Annotated in this window: 15 protein-coding genes and 1 pseudogene; all 16 read right to left on the bottom strand. The window is 39.0% G+C overall.

The annotated features are described in order from the left end of the window. Window positions 1–77 precede the first annotated feature (77 nt). The 16 genes and pseudogenes from DL92_RS20550 to DL92_RS0117175 all read right to left on the bottom strand — a co-directional run bounded on the left by DL92_RS20550 (window position 78) and on the right by DL92_RS0117175 (window position 14,776). Window positions 78–995 (bottom strand): GNAT family N-acetyltransferase, encoded by a 918-nt coding sequence (locus DL92_RS20550; RefSeq protein ID WP_051625405.1) that lies wholly within the window; start codon window positions 993–995, stop codon window positions 78–80. A gap of 257 nt (window positions 996–1,252) precedes the next feature. Continuing rightward, the gene (locus DL92_RS0117240; RefSeq protein ID WP_026513510.1) at window positions 1,253–1,516 is read right to left on the bottom strand and encodes an HPr family phosphocarrier protein; all 264 of its coding nucleotides are present in this window, start codon (window positions 1,514–1,516) and stop codon (window positions 1,253–1,255) included. A gap of 13 nt (window positions 1,517–1,529) precedes the next feature. Next, the gene (gene whiA / locus DL92_RS0117235) at window positions 1,530–2,471 is read right to left on the bottom strand and encodes a DNA-binding protein WhiA (protein WP_026668420.1); all 942 of its coding nucleotides are present in this window, start codon (window positions 2,469–2,471) and stop codon (window positions 1,530–1,532) included. 3 nt (window positions 2,472–2,474) lie between these two features. Then, window positions 2,475–3,350: an RNase adapter RapZ gene (gene rapZ / locus DL92_RS0117230; RefSeq protein ID WP_026656178.1), complete on the bottom strand. Its 876-nt coding sequence runs from the start codon at window positions 3,348–3,350 to the stop codon at window positions 2,475–2,477. A 115-nt stretch (window positions 3,351–3,465) separates the two neighbouring features. After that, on the bottom strand, window positions 3,466–4,389 hold the full coding sequence (gene murB / locus DL92_RS0117225) for a UDP-N-acetylmuramate dehydrogenase (protein ID WP_026668419.1): 924 nt from the start codon (window positions 4,387–4,389) through the stop codon (window positions 3,466–3,468). Window positions 4,390–4,401: 12 nt separating this feature from the next. After that, window positions 4,402–5,337, bottom strand: coding sequence for an ROK family glucokinase (locus DL92_RS0117220; RefSeq protein WP_026668418.1), 936 nt, complete (start codon window positions 5,335–5,337; stop codon window positions 4,402–4,404). A 38-nt stretch (window positions 5,338–5,375) separates the two neighbouring features. Then, on the bottom strand, window positions 5,376–6,329 hold the full coding sequence (gene hprK / locus DL92_RS0117215; protein WP_026656181.1) for an HPr(Ser) kinase/phosphatase: 954 nt from the start codon (window positions 6,327–6,329) through the stop codon (window positions 5,376–5,378). Between the two features lie 115 nt (window positions 6,330–6,444). Then, window positions 6,445–6,654 (bottom strand): hypothetical protein, encoded by a 210-nt coding sequence (locus DL92_RS0117210; RefSeq protein WP_026668417.1) that lies wholly within the window; start codon window positions 6,652–6,654, stop codon window positions 6,445–6,447. Further along, a complete protein-coding gene (locus DL92_RS0117205) occupies window positions 6,644–7,216 on the bottom strand; it encodes a DUF3990 domain-containing protein (RefSeq protein ID WP_026668416.1) in 573 nt (190 codons plus the stop codon). The genes DL92_RS0117210 and DL92_RS0117205 overlap by 11 nt, the downstream gene beginning before the upstream one ends. Then, on the bottom strand, window positions 7,216–7,425 hold the full coding sequence (locus DL92_RS0117200) for a DUF3791 domain-containing protein (RefSeq protein ID WP_026668415.1): 210 nt from the start codon (window positions 7,423–7,425) through the stop codon (window positions 7,216–7,218). The genes DL92_RS0117205 and DL92_RS0117200 overlap by 1 nt, the downstream gene beginning before the upstream one ends. Window positions 7,426–7,638: 213 nt before the next feature. Next, window positions 7,639–9,057 (bottom strand): AAA family ATPase, encoded by a 1,419-nt coding sequence (locus DL92_RS19840; protein ID WP_242845881.1) that lies wholly within the window; start codon window positions 9,055–9,057, stop codon window positions 7,639–7,641. 139 nt (window positions 9,058–9,196) lie between these two features. Further along, a complete protein-coding gene (locus tag DL92_RS0117190; protein WP_026668414.1) occupies window positions 9,197–10,192 on the bottom strand; it encodes a type I phosphomannose isomerase catalytic subunit in 996 nt (331 codons plus the stop codon). 68 nt (window positions 10,193–10,260) lie between these two features. Further along, a complete protein-coding gene (locus DL92_RS0117185; protein WP_026668413.1) occupies window positions 10,261–11,574 on the bottom strand; it encodes a sugar phosphate nucleotidyltransferase in 1,314 nt (437 codons plus the stop codon). A 210-nt stretch (window positions 11,575–11,784) separates the two neighbouring features. After that, a pseudogene (locus DL92_RS21890) lies at window positions 11,785–11,923 on the bottom strand (sugar phosphate nucleotidyltransferase); the annotation flags it as partial. A gap of 11 nt (window positions 11,924–11,934) precedes the next feature. Further along, a complete protein-coding gene (locus DL92_RS0117180; protein WP_026668412.1) occupies window positions 11,935–12,918 on the bottom strand; it encodes a glycosyltransferase family 2 protein in 984 nt (327 codons plus the stop codon). A gap of 34 nt (window positions 12,919–12,952) precedes the next feature. Next, window positions 12,953–14,776, bottom strand: a complete 1,824-nt coding sequence (locus DL92_RS0117175; RefSeq protein ID WP_026668411.1) for a hypothetical protein — start codon at window positions 14,774–14,776, stop codon at window positions 12,953–12,955. Window positions 14,777–15,214 lie beyond the last annotated feature (438 nt).

The following is a 15,214-nucleotide window of genomic DNA, read 5'->3' as shown; positions in this document are numbered from 1 at the left end:
TCGTACCTATCCATTTTTTATCTCTATTGTTACAAATCTATTGTATAGGATGCCGTCAAAAAAAGCCACAAATAAATTTAAGCACCAAATCTCAGCATCAGCCGCACGTATTCTCCATAGGTGGGTCCGCCGACCGGCTCGATCTTCTCGCCGACATACTCTCTTCCGTATATATCTTCCTCGACAGACACCGTATCCAAAACCTTAAATCCCAGTTTCTTGCACAGATTAATGGAAATCTCATTCTCGGCTTTTACAAGGGTCTGAACCTTATCAAAAAGAAGGATATCCCTGCCATAGTCAAGAACCGCCTTGCACGCCTCATAAGCATAGCCCTGCCTCTGGAACTCTTTTCCGACAAGAAATCCAAGTTCAATATCATCAAACCCGTTCCTTACGGAGTAGCCGACTCTTCCGATAACCCTGTTATCCTTACGCCTTACAAGTGTCCATACGCCAAAGCCCATAAGGCCATATACTTTCTCGATATAATCTTTCTGGTATCTCTTTTCATCTTCGGGATTCTCAAAAAGGCCTTCCATATATCTGGTCATCTCGGGATCTTTATACAGCTTATAGAACTCGTCCACGTCATCAAGCGTCGTTTCCCTCACAAGGAGCCTTGAAGTCGTGAGCACTTCCCAGGGCTCACCCGCGTATCTCTGATAAGCCTTCACGAATGAATCCAAGTCGACTTCGTCAATGTCGGAAAAAATATATTTCACTCCCGGAAATTCTTCGTTCTTATTTAATGGATGCTCCACTCCGACCACGTAGAATCCAAGCTCCGTCGCTCTTACGGTATTTTCTTTCCTGTCGGCAACGACAAGCATTTCTTTATCAGTCTTATTATCTTTGAAAAAATCCTGTGCCCCGAACACCTCCGCTTCGATGCCACATTGATTTATATATTCTCTTGCGGATTCTAAGCTTTCAGTTACCTCACTGCTTTTCAGATTTTTTTCATCTATTACAAACGCAACCTTCTTCAGCACAAACTTTTCCTCCGAGAATAATTATAATACATAAAACGCCCACATTACGATAAATGCGAGCGTTCATAATTTGTTTACAATTCATTAAAAGAATGGTTACTTCAAATCATCTTTTGGACATACCTGCTTGTTATTATAATATTGTCAGATGAGTTGAGACAGACAATACCAATTAAACTTTTTCATAATGTGCCGGGTAAGAGAAGCTTACCCGGCATCCTCCCTTTTAAAAAAGGGCTTTTTTTAATTAATGAGTTTTATTTCTTCTTGTTTCCGTGAAGAAACATCTCCATGTCAGCAACTGCCGACTCTTCATCGCTTCCTTCTGCGATAACTGTTACTTCTTCTCCTGTGTTCAGACTAAGTGTCATCATTCCCATAATGCTCTTTGCATTAACTTTCTTGGACTGAGCCTCGATATGAACAGTACTCTCGTACTTACTTGCGAGCTGAACAAGCTCAGCAACAGGTCTTGCCTCCAGTCCTCTGGGCAACTTAATCTCGATAGATTTTGTCAACATAATAATTCCCTCCTCATCTCAGCTTATCCGCAAGCTCGCTCAGTTTCCTAAGCCGATGATTAACTCCTGACTTACCTACAGGCGGATCAAGATACTTGCCCAATTCAAGAAGCGTCGCATCAGGGTGTTCAAGCCTGACCTCTGCCATCTCCCGCAAGCTCTCCTGCAAGCGATTAAAACCATAAAAGTCTCTGATATATGTAATGTCCTCTATTTGCTTAGTCGCGGCATTAACAGTCTTTGTTATATTGGCGACTTCACAATTGACTCTCCTGTTGATGGAATTTCTCATCTCTTTTACAATCCTGAGATTCTCCAGATTCATAAGACTGATCGGAGCTTCCATTATATTCAGAAGATCAACAATACCGGAGCCTTCCTTCACATATAAAACAAAATATTTCTTTCGTCTGACTATCCTTGCCTCAATATCAAAGCTCTCTATTATCTCCTGCAACCTAAGTGCCTGATTCTCATAGTCACAGACAAATTCCAAATGATATCCCTTGTTGGGATCGCTTATGGAACCGATGCACAAGAAAGAATCGCGAATGAAGGCTCTCTTACAACATGATTTTCCTGTGATAAGCGGGCTCACTCCTTCCTCGAAAGGTCTGAGGTTCCCATCACCGTCAATCACCCTGATTGCCTTAAGACACGATTCAAGAAGTTCCCCTTCTCCCAGTACAGGCCTGTAAACACGCCCATTTACCTTGATATCGGGGGATTCTTCCAAAAAGCTAGTTCCTATATTAAATGCTTTTTTTATTAATGTAAAGAACTTTCTAATTACAGCCTCATTATCCGGCTGCAAATAAAGCATTATCGGCTTACCGTTTTTCAGCTCAATATAGCCCGTGCTGTTAACAATGGCTGCTATCTCCGCAAGCCTGCAATGCCTCGACGCACCTATGCGTTTTGCAAGTTCTTCTTTTACGTCGGATGAAAAAGACATATCTCACCTTGCCTGCTTCACATCTCTGTGTAAGAGCTTGATTCCAAACTTACCGTCTCCGGCTTTCAACCTGTTATACAGTTCGTTGGCGATTGTTACACTTCTGTGCTGGCCACCGGTACATCCGATAGCAACAACAAGCTGATACTTACCTTCTTTGATATATCCGGGAATCAGGAATTCAAGCATATCCGTCAGCTTATCCAGGAACTGCCCGCATTCCGGAAAACTTTTTACATAGTCCTGAACCGGCTTGTCATTTCCCGTCTGATGTTTTAGATCATCTATATAAAAAGGGTTCGGCAGGAACCTAACATCAAACACAAGGTCTGCGTCCGACGGAATTCCATATTTAAAACCAAATGAAAGCACCGTCACCATAAGAGAATTGTACTCTTCGTTTCTTACAAAGATACGGTCAAGTTCTTCGCGGAGTTCTCTTGTGAGGAGCTTGGAAGAATCGATAACATAGTCCGCTCTCTTTTTTACCTCCGTAAGAACCGCTCTCTCTTTGGCAATTCCGTCCTCTATACGATTTCCGATATCATTGACATTCATCGGATGAACACGTCTTGTCTCTTTATATCTCTTTATAAGAACTTCATCGCTTGCGTCCATATAAAGAACTTCAATGGGAAGTCCTCTTTCTTTCAGAGTGTCGATGATTCCCGCAACCTCTTCAAACTTCTGGCCCGCTCTTGCGTCAATTCCAAGTACGACTTTGCTGATCCCGTTATCCGGTACTGCGACAAGCTCAGCAAACTTCTCTATCAGAAATACAGGAAGATTATCAACACAATAAAAACCTGCATCTTCAAGCATATGTATAGCGGTCGATTTACCACCGCCGCTCATTCCCGTAACAACTACGAATCTCATGGTTTAAACCTCTCACGTATATAAATAAGTGCTCTGCTTTTGGGATTCTCACTAAACTCGCTTGAAGCTCGTTAAGTGTTCCCCCATGGCTCGCACTAGACTCGAAATAACCTCGTCAAGTGCTCTGCTCAAATCTACCAAGCATAATAACTTCGGGCTCCAGCATCACTCCATAGGACTCGTATACCTTCTTCCTTACGTCATCAATTACTTTGTATATATCGGCCGAAGTTGCAGAATCTTTATTTATCACAAATCCGCAATGCTTCTCCGATACACACGCACCGCCCACGGTATAGCCCCTAAGTCCGGCATCCTGGATAAGTTTACCCGCAAAATTTCCTTCAGGTCTCTTAAATGTCGATCCGGCACTGGGATACTCAAGCGGCTGTTTGTCACGTCTTCTCTGTGCAAGATCGGACATCTTTTCTATAATTGCTTCCTTCTGTCCCTTAGTAAGTTCAATAAGCACGGACAGAACGATATATTTTTTTCCTTTAATAAAACTGGTCCTGTAACCAAATTCCATGTCGTCGCATGAAAGCGTCACAAGCTCACCTTCAGGTGATATGACCTTGACTTCCTTTACGACCTGCTTCATCTCGCCGTCATAGGCGCCTGCGTTCATGACCATCGCGCCGCCGATAGTTCCGGGAATTCCCGCAGCGAACTCAAAGCCTGCAAGCTCTCTGTCTCTTGCAAAAGAAGCTATGGCTGAATTAAGCGCACCGGCCTCTGCCCTGATACTCGTGTCACTTTCTGCGGATACATCCGTAAAGTTCTTAAGTGAAACGACAACTCCGTCATATCCGTCATCTGATACAAGAAGATTGCTTCCGTTTCCGAGAATAAAATACTCTTCATTAGATTCTCTGAGCTGCTCCACAACTTTCAATAACTGCTCAGTGTCTTTCGGGCTTATAAATAAGCTCGCAGGCCCACCTGTTCTAAACGTAGTGTGCCTGCTCATGTTTTCATTTAATATGATATTTTCTTCTGAGACAATTTCTCTCAGAGCATTTACTAAATCGTTATTCAAAAAAATCTCCTTTTAATACAGAAGCATTCTTGCTGCGCCGAAGACTCCCGCATCATTTCCAAGTTTTGCAAGTGCAAACTGTGCTGTGCTGCAACCGGAAAATACATACTTTTTAAATGAAGGCATCAAGAGGTCAAAGAGCATTTCTCCCGCTTTTGAAACTCCGCCGCCGATAACTATTATCTCAGGATTTACAACCGTAGCGACACTTGCGATTCCTTTTCCGAGGTAATAACCGTACTTCTCAGCGCATTTAACGGCAACCTTGTCACCTTTCTTGGCTGCGTCGAATACGTCCTTGCACTCGAAATCTTTGCCGCGAAGAACGCTGTCTTCTGCCGCCTCTGCAAGAATTCTCTTAGACACTCTCACTGCTCCGGTAGCACTTGCGTACTGCTCAAAGCAACCGTGATTGCCGCATCCGCATGCTTCAGGCTCATCATCAACAAGATGGATGTGTCCGATCTCTCCGCCTGAACCTGTTGCTCCTGTTAAGATCTTGCCTTCGTTTATGATTCCGCCGCCTACACCTGTTCCGAGTGTAACAAGGAGCATGTTCTGATGTCCCTGTCCGCCGCCTCTCCACTGCTCACCGAGAGCTGCAACGTTGGCGTCGTTTCCTGCTTTTACCTTAAATCCCGTGAGTGATTCGAGCTCTTTTACCACATTAAGCTTGGACCATCCAAGATTTACGGCCTGAAGACACATGCCATCTGCATCTACAGCACCGGGAACACCAAGTCCGATTCCGATTACATCATCGGATGCAAGATTTTTCTCAGCGATCTTAGCCTTAACAGACTCTGCAACATCACTTAAAATGCTGCTTCCGTTGTTCTCTTTTCTGGTAGGTATCTCCCATAGCTCAACTTTCTCGCCTTCCTCTGTAAGAAGTCCGATCTTAGCAGTTGTTCCTCCGATATCTACGCCAAATACATATTTTCCCATTACCTCTAATAGTCTCCTTTTGTATTATTCCTCTTCAATTATTCCTCGTCGTCATCATCGTCGTCCGAACGTCTTCTTGCAAGTGAGTTCTGAACTCTGTTGTAGAGCTCCTGCGCAGCATTGTAGCCCATCTGTTTCTGTCTATGGTTAACTGCTGCCGACTCGCAGATTACCGCAAGATTTCGGCCCGGTCTTATTGGAATCCTGTGACAAACTATCTTGTTTCCAAGGTACTCTGTGTACTCTTCCTCAAGTCCGAATCTGTCGTACTCTCTGTCCTTGTCCCACTCTTCAAGCTTGATAACAAGGTCGATAGTCTGTGTCTCTCTTACGCTGGATACACCGTAAAGCGTTTTAACGTCTATGATTCCGACACCTCTCATCTCAATAAAATGCCTTGTAATATCAGGCGATGTTCCTATGAGAGTCTCCTCACTTACACGCCTAAGCTCAACCGCGTCATCCGATACAAGACGATGTCCTCTTTTAATAAGCTCGATCGCAGTCTCTGATTTACCGATTCCGCTCTCACCCGTTATAAGAACACCTACGCCGTAAACATCAACAAGTACGCCGTGAATTGAGATGCATGGAGCAAGTTTTACATTGAGCCACCTGATGATCTCCGCCATGAAAACAGAGGTGGACTTCTTGGTCATGAGAACCGGTACTTTCTCCTCAACCGCAATTTTCAAAAAGATAGGATCGGGAGCCAGGTCCCTGCAGAAAACAACTCCCGGTATATCAAAGGAAAGCAGTTCTCTGTACATCTTCTCTTTTTCCTTATCAGAAAAAGATTCCATGTATGTATATTCTACGAAACCTATAACCTGTAGTCTGGTTGCCTCGAAGTGTTCATAATACCCTGCAAGCTGCAACGCCGGCCTGTTAATATCAGGCTGAATAATGCGGATCTTCTTGATATCAAGCTCCGGTGTAAGATTTGTGAGCTTCATTTTATCAATAATTGTTTTAAGACTTACGCTTGCCATCAATGCCTCCCCAACATAAGTATTTTCAGTTAATTACTAGGAAAAATGATACCATAGATGGGGGAAATTTTAAAGCTACCAGACACTAATGCCTGATAGCCATCCTATGTTTTCTTTATTTCTCATATCTTCTGTAATAATCAAGGAAATAATCCGGTCCCTCCATCCATAAACCGGATTCAAAATTGTAAAGACATTTACATGCGTTTGAATTTAAAAGTCTGTTTCTGGACTCCTCAATTGAGATATTATCTTCAGCAGCCATATCTTCAATAGCATCTGTAAGTATCATATCAGCGCAGATATTCATCTTATCAAATGACATATTTCCTTACCTCCTGATATTCCAAACATCCAATCGCCTTTTTCGTAATGAAACAAAATTGGTCAACCAGATGATCCGGTAACAGCTGCTCAATAGCGATATTAACTGCCTTTTCTGATTTCACATCACCATAAAGCCCATTAAGATAAGCCGTTATCACCGGATTGGTAGTATCATTTGCTATTTTACCAATAACTATCTCTGCATTAAAAATATTATTATCAATCAAGGGAACAAGCTCACCTGCAAGTTTTTTTCTACGATTCTGAGAAATAAACCAAAGCCACTCTTTATCAGCATCTATAAATTCATGAACAGCAACATCTTCTGAATAATGAAATCTAAACGAAGACACATATCCATAATTCTGTTCAAGCGAAATCTGTTCGGCATTCTGTGCCTTAATTATTGATGACCGAATAAAATTTCTGGCCTGATTAAGATCACTTGTCAGGTAAAAACCTCTTCCAAAATCTTTTCCTTTTGCACATCGTTCCAAGTCAATCTTTTCTACCGGAGTATAACTTCCGTGAAATAGAAGCATTCCATCTTTTAATTTCACTAAATGGCTCCTTTCCTTTTTAAAATTCTGCTTATATCATTTAAATTATACTCGTCACCATTAATATGAAACATATCATAACACTCTTCTATATATTGCCATATTTCATACTTTGAAAAGATATCATTTGCAGTTGCGCGATTCATTTTATATTTCCGGCAAAATTCACCCAATAATCTAATTTCCATGAAAATAATTTCATTAATCATAAAATTATCCCCCCTTCACTGCACTATGTTCATGGTTATCTAACATAACCATTGTATCAAATCGCAAGTGTTATGGCTATTCTAAACCGATTTCAAGCTTTGGCGTTTGCCTTTCCTAATATACATCATTTTTCCAAAAACAACTTATAACTAGCTGCTAAGTATACTATTATGTCAATTCCAGCTGGTTATCTCGCAATATCATGCATATAATCATTTATCTACATGCGTCATAATTTCGCTCTTATATATTGTAAATATCTCTCTGTTAGGTATCTTAGCATTGCACAACCATGTTCCATCACCTTGAAGTTTTTTATCAAATATTTTCAAATAGCCGGCATCCAATAGCAATCTATAGATATTTGCCACATTTTCCGTAAGCGACCTGTATACAACATTCTGATCAATCTTCGCTATAACTCTTTCTCCAATTAAAAGCACATTAAGTTTCTCGATTATATCATCCGTAGCAGACTCCATCACATCTTCCAAAATCTCATTTTTACCGGTGTTGACCCAATAAGCCTGTGGTAAACATCCGCTTGAAATATAATTTATCACTGACCACGGATTATATATTTCCTTGCTCCCAAAAAGATATCCATCATACCAGTCTCTTAACTCATTTTCCTTATCCGACACTCTATAATATTCGAGCATATCCTTAACTTCCGATTCCGTAAACCCAAAAAAGCTATTATATGCCTCATCCATTACAGAATTAACCATAAGATTGTTTAAACCACTGAATATACTTTCCTGCGATATTCTTAAAATTCCTGTCAGGAAACCATATGACAAATTCCTGTTATCTTTAAACGCTCCGGAAAAGAAATTCCTCATAAATCCAATAATTTCATCATAAAACTCTTTGGAATATCCTTCCTGTATAGGAGTATCATATTCATCAATAATAATAATGGGCGCCTTATCGTAATGCTCAGAAAGCATTTTTGAAAGTTTCAAAAGAGCAGATGACAGCTCCACTTCGCTTGCCTGTCCGTTCAATACCTTCTCATAATAATCTTTCTCATATTTTTCAAGCTTATTGCTGTTTTTTAGCTCGGAATGTCTACCAAATTCATCTTGAAGAAGCTCTGTAATTTTAGAAAAAGTCGCATCCCATGAATCAAACTTCACATCCTTAAACGTCAAAAAAATCACCGGATATTTCCCCTGATGCGCTCTATATTCAGGTCCACACCTCCATATCGCTTTATCTGCAAAATATCTACTTGTATCCTCAGAAGATATCTCAAAGAAAACGCGGAGCATATCCATATTTAACGTCTTGCCAAAACGCCTTGGGCGTGTAAATAAAGAAACTAATGCCTTACAATCCAAAAACTCCTTGATAAGCAACGTCTTATCAACATAATAGTAGTCAGATTGCGCCCTAATATAATCAGATATACCTATCGGAAGCGGCTTTTTCTCCTTTGCAGATTCACTTTTAACATATCTGCCGCTAACAATACGATTATCTGTAGGCCTTTGAGCATTATCGGGTATTTGCCACTGTTTGCCGACTTTTTCAGCCCCGGGAATCTTTCCATCTTTGCAAAATTCGGTCACCCTTCGCTCTGATATGCCCCATATTAATGCCATTTCTTTGCATGATTTCATCATATTACCCTTCGTTCACTAATCATCGATTATATTTATATTATAAACAAAGTTCGGAAGGAAATCAAAATATAATTGATTTCCTTCCGAACTTTATAATTTAAAACCATTTAATCTAAATCATTTTTGGTAAAACTAAATCTCAGCACCTGACATCCAATAGTTCCATAACTCCGTTAAGCACAAGCTCCACGGAATCAGCAGGCACGAAGACGCAGTCTCCCTTATATATATTTATGTATTCTTTCCTTCCGTCTTCCGTGCAATAACTGATATTTCCGCAGCCGTCGTAGCACAAAAGGACTCTGAAGGAAAGCTCATCGGAGCAGAATGTAACATGCTGTCTTCTCTCGGTATTTATGAGCATCCTGTACACTTCAAAATACTTACATCTACTAAGGAGCTCATTTGCAACACCCGGGCTATACTTAAGCACCCTCATTGCCTGCCTAGGTTCACCTATGTTCTTTAAATTCGAAACTTCAAGTGCCTTATCCACATGAAGCTCTCGCTTTTTACCGTTCTTATCCACACGGTCGTAATCGTACAGCCTGTAAGTAAGATTACTGTTTTCCTGAATCTCTGCTATAAGCGCACCCGCACCTATAGCATGTATCGTTCCCGCTTCTATAAAGAAAACGTCATTCTTCTTAATGGGATAATATCTAAGATGCCTCTCAAGCTCTCCTTTTTCTATGGCATCTCTGATGGCTTCTTTACTGCAATCATATTTTAGGCCGTAAATCAACCTGGAATCCTTGATGGCATCAAGAACATACCACATCTCCGTCTTACCTAGCTGACCGTTTTCATACTCTCTTGCATATTCATCGCTTGGATGAACCTGCACAGACAGATTCGCCTTTGCATCAATGAACTTTATGAGAATCGGAAGTTCGCCAAGCTCCTCGCAATGCTTTCCCAGATATTCGGAATGCTCTTTTAAAACGTCGATAAGGAGTCTTCCGTCAAACTCACCGCCCGAAACAACACTCGGTCCGTCAGGATGTGTACTACATTCCCATGTCTCCGCCAAGGGATCCATATCTATATTCTTACCAAAATCATCATTAAGCCTCTGGCCGCCCCAGAGATAATCCTTTGCGGCAGGCTTTAGCATAAAAGGAAAATTCTTCAATGTGTCATCTCTCATCTTTTTTTGACAACATATGATATACAGTTGGACTTTTGACATCTATATCATATTTATTCAAGGTTATATTTTTGTTTATCCTCTACGGTAATATCTTTTCCAAGCTGTACCTCAATAAGCTTAAGCTCAGTCTCTGCAAAAACCGTATGTCTGCATCCTGCACTCATGGTAATAACGTCTCCGGCCTTGATATTCTGCTCCATTCCGTCAACCACAGTTCTGCCCTTACCGGAGAGAACAACCCATACTTCATCTCTGTTCTTATGACTGTGATAGTTCATGGAATGCCCCGGATTAAGAACAACTTTTATTGTCATCGACTCAGATTCAACATCCATTACCTGATATTTGCCCCATGACTTCTCGGCAAACATAATCTGCTGATTAAATTCCTCAACATAGGGCTTGATGTAACTTGACTGCTCCTTGTCAGAAACAAGTATTCCGTCGGGAGATGCCGATACCACAACATCCTTAAGTCCCATGCAAAGTATAGGAACATCGAGGTCGTTAAGTACATGCACATTCTCACACTTATCGTTAAGAACAGCATTTCCGACAATATTCTCATGCATAGCCTCTGTCAGAGTATTCCAGCTTCCAAGATCCTTCCAGCTTCCCGCATACTTCATCATTCCTATGCTGTTCTCTTTTTCAACAACCGCATAGTCAAAGCTAATCTTATTACTGTTATCATATCTGTCAAAAAAGTCCTGATAATCCTTAAAATCAATAAGCTCATGCGCCTTATTAAGCACATAGCCAAGCTTAAATGCAAAAACTCCGCCGTTCCAAAGAGCACCTTTTTCAATATACTCCTTAGCCATAGCAGCATCAGGCTTTTCCTTAAATTCAAGAACCTCGCTGACATCAGCGGCTTCCTTCGGAATAATATATCCGTACTTCTCACTTGGATATGTCGGCTCTATTCCCATGAGATTAAGGTTGTAATCTCCCTTTACCGCCATATCTGAAAGATCTGAAAGAGCCTTAAAATATGTGTCGTCGACATACGGATCTACAGGGCACACAACGACAGGCTCATCTTCTTTTACACCCTTCACATCATGAAGGAAACTGCACGCAAGTGCTATTGCAGGAAAAGTATCTCTTCTGCACGGCTCAATGGAAAGATCTACCGCCTCACCAAGCTGATTGTTGATCGCTGACGCCTGGCTCTTTGACGTTGCAATTGTAACATTTGCATCCGAGTCAACTTTCCTTATTCCTCTATACATACGCTGAAGCATGGACTCATATTCGCCATCTTCAGTCTTAAATATTCTGATAAACTGCTTACTTCTGATGTCGTTGGACAAAGGCCAAAGACGCTTTCCAGATCCACCTGATAATAATACTATGTTCACAATTTAAACCTCTTTTTTCAAAATAATTACGTGTATTTCTGTATCATACCACTTTTCCTCTATCTGAAGAAGCGCTTCTTCAGATAGAGGATTGTTTTTGGACCAACATAGAATAAACAGTAGCCTGGATTAGAATTCAATCCAGGCTACAATATTTTAATCATTGGAAGTTAAGAATATTACTCCCAAACAAATTCCCCCCTTGTGGAATCTATACATACGCTGGAACATAGACTCATACTCGCCGTTCTCAGTATTAAATATTCTAATAAACTGCTTACTTATAACATCGTTGGACAATGGCCAAAGGCGCTTCCCAGCCCCCAACGGATAAAAGAACTATGTTCATATCAAAAACTCTTATATTTCTTTTTTTACAAACTTCATTTCACCATCTTTTAAATATGTTCTCTCGCTGATTATATATCTTGGCCTATGCTTAACTTCAAGATAAATCTTACCTATGTACTCTCCAAGAACTCCCAAAGAGATCAACTGTATTCCACCTATAAAACAAACCACACAAATAGTACTTGACCACCCTGAAACCGTTTGTCCTAACATCTGATTAATAAATGCCCAAATTATACCTATAAAACTAAATAACGCTACCAGCAAGCCCAATCCCGTTATAAATCTTATAGGTTTTATAGACAAACTTGTTATACCATCTATTGCTAATGCAAGCATCTTACTAAGAGGATAATGCGATTCACCGGCCATTCTCTCATTTCTGGAATAATATACCGCGGTGCTCTTAAATCCAACCAGCGGAACCATTCCACGTAAGAACAAATTAACCTCTTCAAACTTTGCCAGCTCCTTAAGAGCTCTTGAAGAAATCAATCTATAATCAGCATGGTTATAAATTGTTTCAACTCCCATAGAACTCAATAACTTATAAAAGGACTGAGCTGTGAACCTTTTAAAAAAAGTATCCGTATCTCTGTTATTTCTTACTCCATATACAATCTCTGAGCCTTTAGCATATTCATCTACCATCTCATCTATTGCATTAATATCATCCTGTCCATCACAGTCTATAGATATCGTTATATCACATAAATCCTTTGCTTCCATCAATCCAGCAAGTACCGCATTCTGATGGCCTCTGTTTCGGCTCTGTTCAATTCCGCAAAAATGGTCATCTTCCTTTGCAAGCCCACTTATAATCTCCCAAGTACAATCCTTGGAGCCATCATTAACAAACATTATCTTACTTTCTTCATCGATCTTACCTATATTTATCAAATCAACCAGTTTATTAAGAAAAACCGGAGCTGTAATTGGTAAAACCTTTTCTTCATTGTAACATGGAATAACTATAATTAATTTTGGTGCCAATTTCTAACCTCTCATTTTATAAAAACATTTACATCTACTGCACATAAAAATCACTCGTTATATATCTATCAAAAACACTCTTAAATAATTCCGGATAGCTGGTATAATAGTCTTGATAACACGATACTATAAAATCAATATCATTCTTATCTAATGGCTTGATTTTTTTCTTAATAGTTACATGTATATCTTTATCCAAAGTATAATCTTTAACTTCACAATAATTATCTTTCAATTCTTCAGAGTTATTCACAAGTTCATTCAAAAACCAACATGTCTTGGAATAATCTTTTTGCTCTTCATTCCAGTATTGAGGTTTATCAGTAGTTAAAACATAATCTGCCACCAAAAACTCATAAGGAAACCCTTGCCCTAGATCATTTGCTGAAGTCGTGCTTAAATATGGACATGCTTTAGTTTCTACCGGCAAAAGACAATTCTGAATCGTTTCTTGATTTAGAACAAGACTATTTGATATAAGATATGCTGTACTCTCTTCACTTGTGACATCATTAATATCATAAGCTATTTGTTTGATTTCATTTACATCATCACGCTCGCGATTTTTTTTAATAAAATCCAAGTTAGAAAAAAGTATACCTCTTGGTAATCCATACTGTACATAAGCATATATTCCCAGCCCATATAAAAATACTAAAGCAATAAAACTACCAACTATAATCTTTCTTTTATGATTTACAATTTGTGCAACAATCATTCCTGTAGCAAACGCAGAAAGAATAATTATAGAAGAAATGAAATTATAATAGTGCTGCCCGCTTGGGCTTTGTACTTGAAAAAATAGTAGCATTGTAAATAGACATCCAACTATTAATCCAATCACCTCTCTAAATCTCTTTTTTATAACCAAAAAAGCTGCGCCAATAACTGCAAAAATATCTACGATAAATCCTATCCACCTAAAGCAATAAATAAATTTATCTATTATATTTCCCTCTGAAAACATTTGGTATGCAAAAGAATAATTATTATTAAGCGTTCTGTCTAAATATCCATTAAAAAATACTCTCAGAATCCCCACTCCGACAATTGCCATTTCTATGCAATTGATAAGCAATTTATACACATCGCTCCACTTTTTAGACATTGCAAGATCTATTAGCTCAATAACAAATGCTACGAACACGTAAGAAAAAACAAAATAGCAAAAATGTCTTCTTAAAAAAAGTAGCATCATTAGAAGTAGACACAGCACAAGCTTTTCATCCCATTTTAACAAATAGAACTTTTTATTTATAAGCCATAACAAAACACAATTAACCAAAAGAAAAGCCGAAACATCATACAATCCTTCTGCAACCGGCATGTATACTGCCGGAATAGTTATGATAGCAATAGATGTTATTATAACAATACTTCTGCTAATCGTTACGTTACACTGTCTAAGAACATCAATTACAATCTTTTCAAGAATAATAAATGATGGCAATAAAAACATTACAAATAGCGTTGTTCTATACCAATTGTATGATCTGTTTCCAAACATTTTTGCGATCAAAGAAAAAATAGCAGGAAACAGATTATTATGATCTTCATTATTTATACTTATATATATTGATCTTAGTGCTTCTAATGGGTGTTCAAATAGTAAACGCGAATAATCAATAGTTTTTATCCAATAGTACCCTCTGTCAGAAGAAGGAATAGATTTACCCGGATTTAAGTAAAATGCAGTTGCAAACCATACAACCAAGCCTGCACAAAATATAATTACCGCTATTAGATCTTTTGATTTTAAACGAAAAAAATCTTTAAAAAAATCACATTTATAAAGTGCAATATACACAGTTCCAAAATACAATGTAAAAAATATTAAACCAATTATAACTGAAAACATTTCCTACTTATATGACACCTACTAAAATGTCAAATTCCTTTCATTTTATATATTTTGCCATAACACATTCAGATTATCCATAGTTTTATGATACTATTCTCCTACTATTAGTATTGTCATAGTCTTTCTTTACCTTTTCTATAGGTTCGACTATGCTATTTAAGATACTGTGGATTGGTTTCATTCTCCTACCGCATAGACGGTTTTTGGAAGGCTCCAACCACAGTCTCTTTGTTTATTTGTTAATCAGTTAGTTACCGCATGACGGTTTATCAAGAAGTAGGTTACGATTGCAAGGAGCCCTGTGGATCAAAAACAGTATCAATACTATTTTTCGGGAGGTCCTATATGATTTATGTAGGAATTGATGTCGCTAAAGACAAACACGATTGCATTATCAAAAACTCTGTTGGGGAAGTTGTTTGCAAAACATTCACC

It is taken from the genome of Butyrivibrio sp. AE2005 (assembly GCF_000686965.1).
Lineage (GTDB): Bacteria > Bacillota > Clostridia > Lachnospirales > Lachnospiraceae > Butyrivibrio > Butyrivibrio hungatei_A.
This window is presented reverse-complemented; position numbering and strand designations above follow the sequence as displayed.